Genomic DNA, 13,705 nt, shown 5'->3' on the forward strand with positions numbered 1-13,705 from the left:
GATGCTCCGGGCGAGACGCGGTCGCCGGTTCTCCCGCCTCCTTTCATGCTCCTCCGCCACCGCCGCAGCGGCACGTCCGTCCCGGGCGCGGGGAACATCCGGGAGCCTGCGGGCGGCCACGGCGCGCGGTCGTTTCGCGCGCGTTCTGCGGGAGGTGGATCGTGGGAGGTGGGCGGGCGGTCCGGCACGGGGCCCGGGGCCGGCCGCATGCCCGGTTCCGGAGGAGGGCCGGTCATGTACTTCGTCGACCGTGTGGACGCCGGGCAGCGCCTGGCCGAGCGGGTCGGGCACCTGGTGGGCGGGGACGTGGTGGTCCTCGGGGGACACCGAGCACTGACCCGCGGCGGCCCGCCGCGGCCGCCCGGCGTGCGACGTGAAGTGGCCGATGCGTCCGGTCACCTCCGCTTGGCAGCATCGACCGGATCCACCCGAGCCGCGCGCCGACCCGAAGCTCCTCCCCGGATCAGGCGGGCACCGGGGCTGGAGAAGCGGGTCAACCCCTCCGTGAGGCCCGGTCGAACGCCCCGGCGCTCCGCAGACGGTCCTCGATCCGGCGCCGGACGTCGGCGGTGAGCCGGCACAGCCGCTCGGAGGTCACCGCGTCCGGCGGTCGGGGGTCGGCGAGGCGTCGGGCGGTGGCGGGGAGCTCCGCGAGGTCGGCCTCGAAGGCGGCGCGGGCCCCGGTCAGCGGTCGCGGCGGGCCGGTCCGGCGCCCGTCCGCCATGACCCGTTCCAGCAGCGGCCGGGTCCCGGGCGGCGCGGGCTCGTCGCGCAGCGCGACCGTGTCGGTGAAGCCCGGGCCGCGGAACACCTGTTTGGCACCGGGCGCGGTGACCTTGGCCGTGGACAGCTTCATCATCGGCCGCCCGTCGTACTCGACCAGCTTGTACGCGGCGTCCAGGTACGGTGCGTCCGCCGACACCCCGACGAGCGTGCCGACGGCGAACAGGTCGATCGGCGCTCCGGCGCGGACCAGTTCGTCGATGGCGCGGTCGTCCAGGCCGCCACTGGCCGTGATCCGCACTCCCGGCAGCCCGGCCGCGTCCAGGATCCTCCGGGCTGCGACCGCGAGAGCGCCGAGGTCCCCGCTGTCGAGCCGTATCGCGCACCCCTCGTGCAGCCCGAGTTCCCGCAGGACCCCGGCCGCGACCGCCACCCCGGCCTCGGTGTCGTAGGTGTCGACCAGCAGCGTCACCGGCCCGGGGTGGGAGCGGGCGAAGGCCCGGAACGCCGCGGCCTCGTCGCCGAACGCCTCGATGTAGGAGTGGGCCATCGTGCCGACCGCGCGCAGCCCGTACGCGTGGGCGGCGGCCACGTTGCTGGTGCCCGCGAATCCCACCATGGCGCCCAACCGGGCGGCCTGCTCACCCGCCTGCGTGCCGTGGGTGCGGCGCAGCGAGAAGTCCACCACCGGCCGCCCTGCGGCGGCGAGCACGCAGCGCGCGGCCTTGGAGGCCACAGCGGTCTGATGGCAGACCTGGTTGAGCAGGAACGACTCGACCATCTGTGCCTCCGGCAGCGGGGCGGTCACCTCCAGCAACGGCTCGCCGGCCAGGACGATCCGTCCCTCCGGCACGGCCCACACCTCGCCGCTGAAGCCGAGCCCGAGCAACGGCTCCAGGTCGCGGTACGGGCGGCCCAGCACGGCGGCGAACGCCGCCACGTCCTCCTCGTCGACCCGCACCCGCGCGAGGTGGTCGAGGACCGGTTCCAGGCCCGCCGCGACGAGGAAGCCGCGACCGACCGGCAGCTTCCGCACGGACAGGCTGAACGTGGCGGGGGCGGTCATGTCCTCCGCCAGGTACGAGCGGGCCATCGTGACCTCGTACAGGTCGGTGATCCGAGCATCTGACACGCGGTACCTCCGGCGGAGCGCCCACCCCTCCAGGCTCCCACCATCCACACGGCGCGGCAGCGTGCGGCAGCACGACCGCGGGCCGGGGCACGCCTGGACAGTCCGGCGCGGGTACGGGCGGCCTGCGACCGCTCACTCCTGCGCGCCGGGCCCCTCGAATGCCCGCCGGATGCGAACGCCGTCGCGACCGGCGGGTGTCGGGGCGTTCCGTTCGGGAGCGGGAGGTTTGCGGAGCGGTGCGGGCGGGGGTGTCGTGCCGATGATTGCGCGCACGACCGTCCCGTCCACCGTCTCCTGCGCCATCAGCAGCGCGGCGAGGTCGTCGAGGTGGCGGCGGTGGTCGCGCAGGAGGTCCACCGCCCGTTTCTCGGCCTGCCGCAGCAGGCGCGCCACCTCCTCGTCGACCAGGCGCTGGGTCTGCTCGGAGTAGGAACGGCGCAGCCGGTCCTCCAGGTTCTCGCCGAGGTACTGGGGGGTGCCGACGGGCGCGTAGCCGACGGGCCCCAGAGCGCCGGAGAGGCCGAACTCGCGGACCATCCGGGTGGCGACGACGGTGGCGTTGGCGAGGTCGTTCGCGGCGCCGCTGGAGCCCTCACCGAAGACGATCAGTTCCGCGGCCCGGCCGCCGAGTTGGACGGCCAACAGGTCCTCCAGGTAGCCCTGGCTGTAGAGGTGCCGCTCGGCCTCCGGGAGCTGTTCGGTGGCACCGAGGCTCACGCCGGCGGGCAGGATGGTGACCTTGGCGACCGGGTCGGCATGCTCGCACAGGGCGGCCACCAGGGCGTGGCCGGACTCGTGCACGGCGACCGCGCGGCGCTCCTCCGGGAGCAGCGCGTTGGAGGAGTCCCGACGCCCCAACAGGACCCGGTCGCGGGCGGTGTCGAGGTCGTGTGCGGTGATGACGGTGCGCTCGGCCCGTACGGCGTTGATGGCGGCCTCGTTCACCAGGTTCGCCAGATCCGCCCCCGAGAAGCCCGGGGTGCCTCGGGCCACGCGGTCGAGGTCGACGTCCTCGGCCAGGGTCTTGCCGCGTGCGTGGACGGCGAGGATCGCCGAGCGCTCGGCCTGGTTGGGCAGCGGCACGGTGACCTGCCGGTCGAAGCGGCCGGGCCGCAGGAGTGCCGGGTCGAGGGAGTCCGGGCGGTTGGTGGCGGCGAGCACGACGATTCCGGTGGACTGGTCGAAGCCGTCCATCTCGGCGAGCAGCTGGTTGAGGGTCTGCTCGCGCTCGTCGTTGCCGCCGAGCCGCGCTCCGCCGCCGCGCCGGGCGCCGACGGCGTCGATCTCGTCGATGAAGATGATCGACGGGGCCCGCTTGCGCGCCTCCTCGAACAGGTCGCGCACCCGTGAGGCGCCGACGCCGACGAACATCTCGACGAACGCGGACCCGGTCACCGACAGGAACGGCACTTCCGCCTCCCCGGCGACCGCCCGGGCCAGCAGCGTCTTGCCGGTGCCCGGAGGGCCGACCATGATCACTCCGCGTGGCCCCTTCGCGCCCGCGGCGGCGTAGCGCTCCGGGCTGCGCAGGAAGTCGACGACCTCGCTGACCTCCTGCTTCACGCCCTGGTACCCGGCGACGTCGGCGAACCTGGTGTTCGGCCGCTCCGCCTCGATGATCTTCGCCCGGGACCGTCCGACCGCGCTCAGGCCGCCGCTCATCGCCCTCGTCGCCATCCGGCCCGACCAGAGGAAGAACCCCGCGAGGGCGATCAGCGGCAGGAAGACGAGCAGGGTGGTCAAACCCGAGCTGCCGCTGGTGCTCTTCGCCGTGATCGAGACGTTCTGGGACTGCAGCTGCCGGGTGAGCCCGCTGCTGTCCAGCGCGGTCGGGATCTGCGTGGTGAATTTCGTGCCGTCCTTGAGGGTGCCGCTGACGGCGCCCCTGTCGGTGATCTCGACGGTCTTGACCTGGCCGGCGTCCACCCGGCCGGTGAAGTCCGTGTAGGTGTACCGGCTCCCCGTGCCGGACGGAGTCCGGGCCAGCAGCACGAACAGCATGGTCACGGCGATGGCGACCGGCAGGAGCCATCGCCACCGGCCCGGCTGCGATTCGGGTTCGGGCTCCGCGGGCTTCGGCGGGTCCGGCGGTGGTCCTGGCTTGGCCCGCCCGGTCGGATGCCGGGCGGGAAGACGCCTGCGTGCGATCATCTCGTGCCTCCGCCCCCATCGTCCGCCACCGAGAAGACCCCGGGGCAGGGCCGGTCGGTCCGCCCACCCGGGCCCGCAGGACCGGGTGGGCGGGCGGAAGAAGCCACCCGGCGCGCAACGGACCGCTCACGCTGGACAGCCGAGGTCGCCTGGGGGACCCCTGGCCACACGGCAGACGGTCCGGCGCAGCCGCGGTGCGGCCCGGGCGGGCCGGATGCGGCACCGCGTACGGGAGCCCCGAGGGATTCTGCGCCAGGCAACGCTCCGCCGGTCGTGGCGGTGGTGGACTCCGGAACCCCCGCCACCGGGATCGTTCGGTACGCCGCCCGCGAGGCTGAACTCCGCGGCGCGCCCCTGTGCCTGTTCCATTTCGTCGACCCGGCCCTGCTTGCCCCGGGCCGGACCGCGTAGCCGGAGAAGTCCTGCCGTCTGCGCAGCAGGCCTGCGGCTCGGATGCGCGAACCTCGGCCCCGTCACAGGCTGGAGGTACACCGCTATCGAGGAGAGTGCGCCATGAACCCGGCAGGCTTCCACGAGGCCACGGTCAAGTTCACCGGCCAGGGAGTGATCACCGCAACCAGCGAAGTGATCGACGACGCGTGGAACCCCCTCCACGTGCAACTGGAGGGGCCCTGGGTCCATCTCGTCAAGGACAGCAGCACACCGACGGCGACCGTCCACACCGTCCCTGCGGAGGCGATCCAGGCGATCACCTGGGAATGGCCCTCCACCCCCTCCACCCACCGGGCGCGCGAAACCGCCGAGGACTCGTAGGTCGACCCCATGCAACCAGAGATCATCGTCGGACTCGACGGCACACCCGAGAGCCTGTCCGCAGCCCACTGGGCAGCCCGCGAGGCGAAACGGCACGGGTTCACGCTCCGTCTGCTGCACGTGTGGATCACCACGCCCGGAACGGCGGCGGAGTCGCCCGATCTGCCCCTTGAGACCGTCCCGGCACGGCGGCTCCTCCAGGATGCGGAAACGGACCTGCGGGAGCGGCACCCGGACGTGCCGGTCACCTCGGAGCTCCTGGCCGCGGACAGTTCCATCGCACTGCTGGAGACCGCCGCGAAGGCCGAGCTCCTGGTACTGGGCCCCCAGACGCTGGGAAGCGCCCGGGGGTACCTCCTCGGTTCGCTCACCCTGCAGGCGGTCGCCGGGTGCGAGCGGCCGGTCGTCCTGGTCCGCACCGACGATCAGTCCGACGACGTACGCTCCGCTGCTGGGCGGCCCGGCGCGGTGGTTGTCGCGGTGAGCCTTCGTCCCGGCTACGACGGCACCCTCGCGTTCGCCTTCGACGCCGCCGCCCGGCGCTCAGCCACCCTGCTCGCCTTCCACGCCACCAACAGGCGACGGTCCACCGGTTTCCGGGAACGGCCGCCGAAGGAGACCGAGGAACTGGCTGCCCACCAGGCACTCGGCGCGGCACTTCGCCCCTGGCATGAGAAGTACCCCTACGTCCGCGTGGTCGAGCAGCTCAGCCACGAGAGTGCTGGCCGGGCGTTGGTGGACACCGCTTCCGAGGCACGACTCCTCGTAGTGGGACGCGGTGGCCATCGCAACCCGCTCACGCCCAGGATCGGCCCCGTGACCCACGCCGCGATCCATCACGCCGCCTGCCCCGTTGCGATCATCCCCCACGACTGACCGCCCAGTTCCGTGGGCTCGTTGCCACCGCCGCCCTGTTTCACAGCACCTGCAGTCGCTTCAGGCGGCGGCCTCCGGAATGCTCCGCTCGCCGGACTTGTCCAGGCCCTTCAACATGGCAGTACTGCATGCGCCGCCGGCATCGGGAGTGCACTCCAGATCACGCGGCCCCGGCACGTGCACACCGTGCCCGGCCTGAGTGAGGAGAGTGGGGATGACTGGCGATCTGCTGTGCGGGCGCCCGCACCGGTGGCCCCCGTTCAAAGGCTGCCCCGTCGGATCCCGTGGGGCCGCCCACACCCTGCCGACCACGGCGGGGGCTGCCGAGGCCGCACGAATCGCTGCTCCCTTCCAGGACGATGTCGGCGGGACCGCAGTTCAGGATCCGGCACCGGTCGTCTCGATCACCGCCTCCGCTTTCCCGACCGGCCAGGAGACGCCCAGCGGCGGGGGCACCGAGGCATCCCGCCAAGATGCGGCAGGCGACGCCGAGCACGACAGTGCGTGCGCCGATACCGGGCGGATTGGACGCCAGGCGCACGCTGCGGCGGCAACGAACGCCGGGCCACTGCGATGAGCGCCGCCGAGGTGCCGGGCCGGGCCGCAGCGAGAAGCGGCGAGGGAGGTTCACCACCGATCCTCACCCTCACGATGAACCCCACGGTCGACATCTGCTGCGACATCGACCACCTGGTGGCCGTCGGCAAGACCCGCGCCGAGGTCAGGTACGTGGCCGCCGGGGGCGGAGGGATCAACGTCGCCCGCGGTGTGGCGCGGTTCGGGGGACGGGCGACCGCCGTCCACACGGCCGGCCAGGAGATCGGCCGGCGCCTGAACCGGCTGCTGGACGAGGAGGGCGTCGACCACCTCGCCCTCGGGATCGCGGGTGAAACCCGCGAGGCGTTCGTGCTGTTCGAGACCGGGTCACGGCGCAGCTACCACATCGTGCCGCGCGGCCCGCGACTCGACGACGACGAGGCACGGCGCTGCCTGGACCTGCTGGAGCGGGCAGCGGGCGCTCATCGGTACGTGGTGGCCAGTGGCAGCCTGCCCGGTGGCCTGCGCGACGACTTCTACACGGCCGTCGCCCGCCGGGTCAGGACAGCCGGCTCCAGACTGCTGCTGGACACCTCGGGACCGGCCCTGCGCGAGTCGCTGCACGAAGCCGTCTACCTGCGCAGATGCAACCGTAGCGAGGCGTCCTACCTCGCCGGCCGGGCCGTGCGCACCTTCGACGACGCCCGCGCCGTCAACGAGCAGCTGCTCGCCGCCGGCGCGGCCGAGGTCGCCATCACCACCCTGGGGGAACTCGGCGCGCTGTGCTCCACCGGGCAGGGGCACATGGAGCTGCACGCACCGCCACCGCCCGGAGAGCCCCTCAGCGACGCCGGGGCCGGGGACGGCATGATCGCCGCAATCGTCGCCCGGCTGGCCGAAGGCGACGACCCGGTCGACGCCTGCGCACTCGGGGTGGCCGCGGCTTCTGCCTCGATGCTCACCCCCGGCACCGAACCGTGCGACCGGGAAGTGGCCGAGTCGCTCCGCCCCGCGGTGCGGATCAACCGGCTCGCAGGCTGACGACCCACCCGCCGGAGCCCGTTCCGTCGCCGGGTACGCCCGACTCGTACGACGGGCTTCCCGGCCGGCCTCGGTTGTCGGCCCGGATACCACACAGTCCCCCTTGAGTCGTGTCAGCGGCCTCGCACGATAACGACGGGGCACGGGGCGTGCTGGGCACAGTGCTGGCCGACCGAACCGAGCAGGGCTCCGGTGAAGCCGCCGAGCCCGCGACTACCCACCACCAACAGCGCCACGTCCTCATCGGCTGCAGCCTTCAGCAGCGCCTGGGCGGCAGTGCCCTCCTCCACCCGGGCGGTGATCTCCACCGAAGGCTCAGGGCCCGCCGCCTTCTCGATGCTCTCCGCCAGGACCTTCCGTGCGCTCTCCCCGAGCGGCTTCTCCCCGCCGGCCGGAACGTTGCCGCCCCATCCGGAGAACGGCGGCTCCCAGGCGATGACGGCCTCCACCACCGCGCCGGTCAGCTCGGCCTGCCGCACCGCCCAGCGCAGTGCCCGCCTCGCTTGCTCAGAGCCGTCCACTCCAACGACGATCTTGCCCCTCGTCCGTCCGTCAGTCATGGCTCACCCTTCCGATCCAGGCCGGGACACGTACGTTCCGCAGATGCCTACGTGCAGCCGGTGCTCTCTCCGTCTCCTGGCAGCATCGGCCGCACCTTCGGGATGCGCACCTCGGCCCAAAGCGACGGGGCCGCTCCTCCTCGCGGTGATCCGAGGTCCGTCGCAGGGGGGGGAGACGGCCAGCCGCTGGCCTGACGGCCGCGCCGACCTCAGTCCCACCGACCAGCACTACCAGGAACTGGGCGAGGCATTCCCGCACCACTCGATTTGCGGGACTCTCCAGTGCGGTCCGCCGCAGCGGGCTGGTGCTGCTGCTCGCCTGTGTCCTTCCCGTTCCCGTGCTGCTCGCAGCCGCCTCGCCCGCAGCCACGTGGGCCCTGTGGGGTGCCGCCTACCTCGCCGCCGCCCTCGTGTACGCCCTGGCCGACGCCGCGCGCGACGGCCCCGGCACGCGGAAGGTGGAACCAGAAGGGCAACCGTGAAGGGCCGACCCGACCGCTGGAGAAGGTGAAGGAGGCGGGCCACTATGACGAGCATCATGCGCCGTATCGCCGACCTGTTCAGGATCAAGGTGGGCAAGGCGCTGGACCGCGCGGAGGACCCGCGCGAGGTGCTGGACTACTCCTACGAGAAGCAGCTCGACCTGGTGCAGAAGGTGCGGCGCGGACTGGCGGACGTGGCCACCAGCCGCAAGCGCCTCGAACTGCAACTCACCCAGCTGAACCAGTCCTCCACCAAACTGGAAGGCCAGGCGCGGCAGGCCCTGGCCGCCGGGCGCGAGGACCTCGCCCGTGAGGCCCTGTCCCGGCGGGCCGCGGTCTCCTCCCAGATCACCGACCTTCAAGCCCAGCAGGTGTCGCTGCAGGCGGAGGAGGAGAAGCTGACGCTGGCCTCCCAGCGGCTGCAGGAGAAGGTGGACGCGTTCCGTACCCGCAAGGAGGCGATCAAGGCGGGCTACACGGCGGCCGAGGCCCAGACCCGCATCGGTGAGGCTGTCACCGGCATCTCCGAGGAGATGGGCGACATCGGCGTGGCCATGCAACGCGCTCAGGACAAGACGGAGCAGTTGCAGGCCCGGGCCGGGGCGCTGGACGAGCTGATGGCCTCCGGTGCGCTGGAGGACGCCACCCTGCCCGCCGGGCGCGATGACATCCAGGCCCAGCTCGACAAGGCGAGTGAAGGCCACGACATCGAGGCCGACCTGGCACGGATGAAGGCCCAGCTGTCCGCCGGGTCCGCCGAGGCGCCGGCCCTCGGGACCGGCGAACCCGCCACCGGAGAAAGGCCGTCCACGTCATGATCGTGCGCATCCTCGGAGAAGGCCAGTACGCCCTGGCCGACGAACACCTGAGAGAGCTCAACGAGCTCGACTCCCAGCTACAGGAGGCCGTCGACAACGGGGACGAGAGCGAGTACACCGACACACTGCGGGCCCTCCTGGCCGCCGTGCGCCGCCTGGGAGCGCCCCTGCCCGCCGACGCCCTCACCCCCTCCGAACTGGTCCTGCCGGATGAGGACATGAGCCTCGCGAGGGTGAGCGCGCTGCTCGGCGACGAGGGCCTGATCCCAGGGTGATCGCGATGGCGATGTGCGGCAGCCTGCAGCCACCGGCCACCATCCGCCCGTCGGGCAGGGAAACAGACCACCCGTCCGGCGCGTCCTGTCCCCCGGCGCGTTCGTCGCGGTGCCGATCGCGGGCACGGCGCAGCGGCTCGGCGAACCGGCATGAGCGCACCACCGTTGGCCGGCGGCGGGCGCACGCACCCCGAGCACCCCGCAGATCATCACCCCGAAGGGGCAGGCCTCCTCGGTCGGTGCGCAGATCGCCCACACCCCCGGCATCGCCGGCGTGATGCCCGCCCCCGGAGCGCCGCCGACGGCTCCGGCCGGTCGATGATCCAGGCCGTACCCTCCATCGACCCACCCGCGGAACCCGGCCCCCGCTCGGGCACGAACTGCCGGAGGGAAAGCCGGACGTTTCGGTGGATTGCCCGGAGACGGCCGTCAGCCCGGGCCGGTTGCAGGCTTCGCCGACTGAGCTACGATCCCGCCGTGAGTTCACTGAGTGACCATCAGTTGGCCGTGAATTCCCTGGCGGGCCCCAAACCGCTCGACCTGGGGGATCCCGAGCTGGTCGGGCCGTACCGCCTGCTCGCCAGGCTCGGCGCGGGCGGAATGGGCCGGGTCTACCTGGCGCGTTCCCCGTCGGGGCAGCCCGTCGCGGTCAAGGTGATCCGTGCGGAGTTCGCCGATGACCCGGAGTTCCGTCGGCGGTTCCGACGCGAGGTGGACACGGCGCGTGCGGTCGAGGGCGCTCGAACCGCCCGCGTGGTGGACGCCGATGCGGAGGCCGCCCTGCCGTGGTTGGCCACCTCCTACGTGTGCGGCCCCTCGCTCGCAGCGGTGGTCGACCGGTTCGGGCCGCTGCCCGAGCACACCGTCCTGGCCCTGGGAGTGGGACTGGCCCGGGCACTGGTCGAGATCCACGGTGCCGGCCTGATCCACCGGGACTTGAAACCGTCCAACGTCCTGCTCGCCGCCGCTGGACCGCAGGTGATCGACTTCGGCATCGCTCGTGCCGTCGAGGGCAGCGACCTCACGGCCAGCGGCATCGTGATCGGCACTCCTGCCTTCATGTCCCCCGAGCAGGCCGCGGCCCGTCCGCTCGGCCCTGCTTCGGACGTCTACTCGCTCGCCTCGGTGCTGGTGTTCGCGGCCACCGGCGCCGGCCCGCACGGCCACGGAGCCAACGGCGCCGGGATGCTCTACAAGGTCGTCCACGAGCCCGCCGACGTGACCGGGTTGCCGGAGCCGCTGGTCCGGATCGTGTCCGCGATGCTCGCCAAGGATCCGGCCGAACGGCCGCATCCACGCGAGATCGCCGACCGGCTTGTTCACGGCGGCGCGCCACCGCCGGACGGCACGTCACCGACCGTACGAACGACGTGGTTACCGGCCCCGCTCGCCGGCGAACTGGCCCGCCACGCCGAGGCCGTGGCGGCCTTGCACCAGCCGCTGCGCGAGCCGGCCGCGACCGCCGTGGACGCAGGTGGTGGCGCAGCCCAACCGCCCACCGAGCAGGAGCCCGCACCTGGGCCTGCACCCGGACCCGAGCCCGCGAGCCGCGAGCCGCGGAGCCGGCCGTCCCGGCGGCTCTTCCTCGCCGGCGGCGCGTTGATCGCCACCGGCGGCGGCGCCCTGTGGGCCGTCCAGCGACACCAATCCACCAGCAGGGCCGGCGCCAAGGCGCCCCGCGGCCTGGTCCCGACGCCACGCTGGCACTACCCGGCGACGTACTCACCCGCGGGCCTGGTGTGCGCCCCCGCCACGAAGACTCTCGTCCTGCCCACCGGTAGGGGCCTGGTCGCCCTGGACACCGACAGTGGCTCGGCGAGATGGGCGGTCCCCGACTACCCGGTCTCCTACACCGTGATCAACGACTCCACGCTCTACCTCTACAACGGGATCAGTGCCGACGGGTACGAGCTGTCGACCGGACAGCACGCCTGGACACTCGACACCGCCCCCGGCAACCCTGTCGCCATCAGCGGTGACGTGTTCTGCTTCACCACCGGCAACGCAGCCGTCACCATCCCGTCCGACCTGACCGGATGGTCCATCAGCCGCAAGAAGGCGGTCTGGAACCGCACCACCGACGCCGGGGTCATCACGACCGCAGGCGGCCTGGTCCTGATGGCCGGGAACGGCGGAATGACGGCCGTCAACTGCCTGGACGGCACGGACAAATGGATCGGCAACTTCCCGCTGCCACGGTACCGGGACGCCTTCGCGACGGACGCGGACGGCTTCTACTGCACGATGGACGGACCGACCAACCTCTACGCGGGAGAGCTCGACAACGGCGAACGCCGGTGGAGCGTCACCTCGCCGGACAAGAGCGACATCAGGGCCGTCACGGCGGTCAACGGCACCGTGTACGCCGTCCTCTCACCTCCCTCACCCGGCGCCTACGGGCGAGTCGCCGCGTTCAGCGCCAAGGACGGCTCACTGCTCTGGGTCTACGACTCGCCGAGGCCTCTGGCCGACCGGCCGCCCGTCCTGACGGGCGGGACCCTCGCACTGCTGGCCTCCGAAACGGACGCCCCCGGCATCGTCGCCGTGGACGTCGGCAGCCACCGGACCGCCTGGGTCTTCAACACGCCGCCAGGCAAGGACAAGTACCCGAACGGCGACCTCGCCACCGACGGCCGGCAGATCTACCTCCAGCACGCCACGGACATCTACGCCCTGCCCACCACCTGAACCCGGAGACGCTTCGCCCCGGTCACCTGATCCCCCTTCCCGGGCCGCGCGTCGGCCGTACGGGAAGGGCCGGCGGGGCAGTGCCGGTACCGGTCCCGGCGCCGGGGATGACGGCGACGGCCTCCGGGGAGACGGTCGGGGCGAGTGATGGCGGCGACGCCCACGGCGGTCCCCCGAGTGTCTTCCGAACCACAGCAGAGGCTGCGACGATCTCCTCGGGTACCCGGCGAGTTGGGGGGACAGCATGAGAACGAGGCGAACTCACAGGCACCAGCGTGGGACAGCAGGGACAGCGGTAGCGGTGGCAGCGGTCCTGAGCCTCTCCGGTCCCGCCACTGTCGCCCGTGCGGAACCTCTCGAAGCCACGGCTTCGCCATCGCCGTCCCCTACGGACACAGGCGTGGTTGGCCCTGATGCGCAAGTGGTGCAGGCGTTGAAGAAGGACCCTCTCTACATCGACGGCTCGTTGCAGGTGGGTGCCGACCGGGTTGCCGCGCTGCGCGCGCAGTTACCCGGGGGCGGGACGACGATGCTGATCGCGGAACTGCCCGCGGGCTCGCCGGTTGCCGCCGGAGCCGACGCCGACGATCTGGCTCGCCGATTGAGCAAGGACGTCGCGGACAGCGGTGGCCCGGTCGCGCTGTGCATCGTCCTGTTGGGCGACCGACTCGGTGCGGCGGAGCCGGAGTCGGTGGGAGTCCCCCGCGACACCAGCTCTCCGTCGGTCCCGGCGGACCTGTCGTTCTTCGTCCGTCACGCGCAGGCCTCACACCCCGGCGATTCCCAGGGAGCACTTCTCGAACTCGCTTCCACAACGGCATACGTAGCACCGGACCTGGCGGGCCAGGCCTCACGTGCGCGGGACGGGGCGAGTGCCTCGGTGAGCGCCTCCGCGGCGGTCGAGGCCGCAGTCAAGCGGTTCGAGGAGAACGCCGAAGCGCGTGAGCAGGCGGAGGCGCGGGAGAACCTCTACGCCGTTCTCGGACCGGTTCTCGCCCTCGCCCTCTGGTGCGTGCGAATGCTCGTGAAACGCCGGCAAGGGCGCCACCGTTGAACCTGGAAGCGGGACGCAGGGGCTTGTGCCTTCCAGCCAGCGGTTGATGGAGACACCTGTCGGCAATCGAACTGCTCAAGAGTGGCCCCACCTCGCGTACCCCGACGAACAGGTTCGGAGCCTCGTCGGGGCTTTCCAGGATGGACACATCGGACCGCTCGGCACCGCTGGCCCGGCGACGCGGCCCGGTTCTGGCGGTCGGCAACGACGGCCAGGGCTACGACAAGGAGTGGATCGTCTGCGACAACACGCTCACCAGCCCGTATTACGGGAACTGCTCCATCGAGGTCAACGTCACCTCCTCCGGCAACCGGGTGATCATGTCGACCTCGCGTGAGGGCGGCGCGACCTGGTCCACCCCGGCGAGTCCGTCCGGCACCAACTCGGGCCTCGGTAACCAGCCGCTCGTGCAGCCGAACGGCACGGTCGTCGTGCCGTTCTCGACCAACGGCAGCTCGATCCGCTCCTTCACCTCCACCAACGGGGGCACCTCCTGGGGCTCCCACCGTGCTGGTCGCCAGCGTCTCCTCGCACGCCGTGGCCGGCAACCTGCGCGACGGTGAGGGCCTGCCCTCGGCCGAGATCGACGCGGCC

Annotated in this window: 11 protein-coding genes; 8 read left to right on the forward strand and 3 right to left on the reverse strand. The window is 72.3% G+C overall.

The window, feature by feature from the left end; genetic code table 11:
• Window positions 1-493 precede the first annotated feature (493 nt).
• On the reverse strand, window positions 494-1,855 hold the full coding sequence (locus ACFWIS_RS14230; RefSeq protein ID WP_380452717.1) for a nicotinate phosphoribosyltransferase: 1,362 nt from the start codon (window positions 1,853-1,855) through the stop codon (window positions 494-496).
• Window positions 1,856-1,987: 132 nt separating this feature from the next.
• Window positions 1,988-4,006, reverse strand: coding sequence for an ATP-dependent zinc metalloprotease FtsH (gene ftsH / locus ACFWIS_RS14235; protein ID WP_380452719.1), 2,019 nt, complete (start codon window positions 4,004-4,006; stop codon window positions 1,988-1,990).
• A gap of 513 nt (window positions 4,007-4,519) precedes the next feature.
• Between ftsH and ACFWIS_RS14240 the strand changes: the two genes are divergently transcribed.
• From ACFWIS_RS14240 to ACFWIS_RS14250, 3 genes are all read left to right on the forward strand, one after another.
• On the forward strand, window positions 4,520-4,780 hold the full coding sequence (locus tag ACFWIS_RS14240; RefSeq protein ID WP_380452721.1) for a hypothetical protein: 261 nt from the start codon (window positions 4,520-4,522) through the stop codon (window positions 4,778-4,780).
• Window positions 4,781-4,789: 9 nt separating this feature from the next.
• A complete protein-coding gene (locus ACFWIS_RS14245) occupies window positions 4,790-5,656 on the forward strand; it encodes a universal stress protein (RefSeq protein WP_380452723.1) in 867 nt (288 codons plus the stop codon).
• A gap of 573 nt (window positions 5,657-6,229) precedes the next feature.
• Window positions 6,230-7,234 carry a 1-phosphofructokinase family hexose kinase gene (locus ACFWIS_RS14250; RefSeq protein WP_380452725.1) on the forward strand — a complete coding sequence of 335 codons (1,005 nt, stop codon included), beginning with the start codon at window positions 6,230-6,232 and terminating at the stop codon, window positions 7,232-7,234.
• Between the two features lie 113 nt (window positions 7,235-7,347).
• On the opposite strand, the gene ACFWIS_RS14255 is transcribed toward ACFWIS_RS14250, so the two are convergent.
• The gene (locus tag ACFWIS_RS14255) at window positions 7,348-7,755 is read right to left on the reverse strand and encodes a universal stress protein (RefSeq protein ID WP_380452727.1); all 408 of its coding nucleotides are present in this window, start codon (window positions 7,753-7,755) and stop codon (window positions 7,348-7,350) included.
• A 565-nt stretch (window positions 7,756-8,320) separates the two neighbouring features.
• Between ACFWIS_RS14255 and ACFWIS_RS14260 the strand changes: the two genes are divergently transcribed.
• The 5 genes from ACFWIS_RS14260 to ACFWIS_RS14280 all read left to right on the forward strand — a co-directional run bounded on the left by ACFWIS_RS14260 (window position 8,321) and on the right by ACFWIS_RS14280 (window position 13,674).
• Window positions 8,321-9,094: a PspA/IM30 family protein gene (locus ACFWIS_RS14260; protein WP_380452729.1), complete on the forward strand. Its 774-nt coding sequence runs from the start codon at window positions 8,321-8,323 to the stop codon at window positions 9,092-9,094.
• Window positions 9,091-9,369, forward strand: a complete 279-nt coding sequence (locus ACFWIS_RS14265; protein WP_380452731.1) for a hypothetical protein — start codon at window positions 9,091-9,093, stop codon at window positions 9,367-9,369. Before ACFWIS_RS14260 ends, ACFWIS_RS14265 begins: the two co-directional genes overlap by 4 nt.
• Before the next feature lie 477 nt (window positions 9,370-9,846).
• Window positions 9,847-12,057 carry a protein kinase gene (locus tag ACFWIS_RS14270; RefSeq protein ID WP_380452733.1) on the forward strand — a complete coding sequence of 737 codons (2,211 nt, stop codon included), beginning with the start codon at window positions 9,847-9,849 and terminating at the stop codon, window positions 12,055-12,057.
• A 400-nt stretch (window positions 12,058-12,457) separates the two neighbouring features.
• Window positions 12,458-13,111: a hypothetical protein gene (locus ACFWIS_RS14275; RefSeq protein ID WP_380452735.1), complete on the forward strand. Its 654-nt coding sequence runs from the start codon at window positions 12,458-12,460 to the stop codon at window positions 13,109-13,111.
• Between the two features lie 140 nt (window positions 13,112-13,251).
• Window positions 13,252-13,674, forward strand: a complete 423-nt coding sequence (locus ACFWIS_RS14280; RefSeq protein ID WP_380452737.1) for a hypothetical protein — start codon at window positions 13,252-13,254, stop codon at window positions 13,672-13,674.
• Window positions 13,675-13,705 lie beyond the last annotated feature (31 nt).

The organism is Kitasatospora sp. NPDC127060, from assembly GCF_042724935.1.
Lineage (GTDB): Bacteria > Actinomycetota > Actinomycetes > Streptomycetales > Streptomycetaceae > Kitasatospora.

Coding starts and splice junctions, on each gene's coding strand:
- ACFWIS_RS14280 (WP_380452737.1), top strand. CDS start 13,252: ATGGACACATCGGACCGCTCGGCACCGCTGGCCCGGCGACGCGGCCCG.
- ACFWIS_RS14260 (WP_380452729.1), top strand. CDS start 8,321: ATGACGAGCATCATGCGCCGTATCGCCGACCTGTTCAGGATCAAGGTG.
- ACFWIS_RS14245 (WP_380452723.1), top strand. CDS start 4,790: ATGCAACCAGAGATCATCGTCGGACTCGACGGCACACCCGAGAGCCTG.
- ACFWIS_RS14240 (WP_380452721.1), top strand. CDS start 4,520: ATGAACCCGGCAGGCTTCCACGAGGCCACGGTCAAGTTCACCGGCCAG.
- ftsH (WP_380452719.1), bottom strand. CDS start 4,006: ATGATCGCACGCAGGCGTCTTCCCGCCCGGCATCCGACCGGGCGGGCC.
- ACFWIS_RS14265 (WP_380452731.1), top strand. CDS start 9,091: ATGATCGTGCGCATCCTCGGAGAAGGCCAGTACGCCCTGGCCGACGAA.
- ACFWIS_RS14250 (WP_380452725.1), top strand. CDS start 6,230: ATGAGCGCCGCCGAGGTGCCGGGCCGGGCCGCAGCGAGAAGCGGCGAG.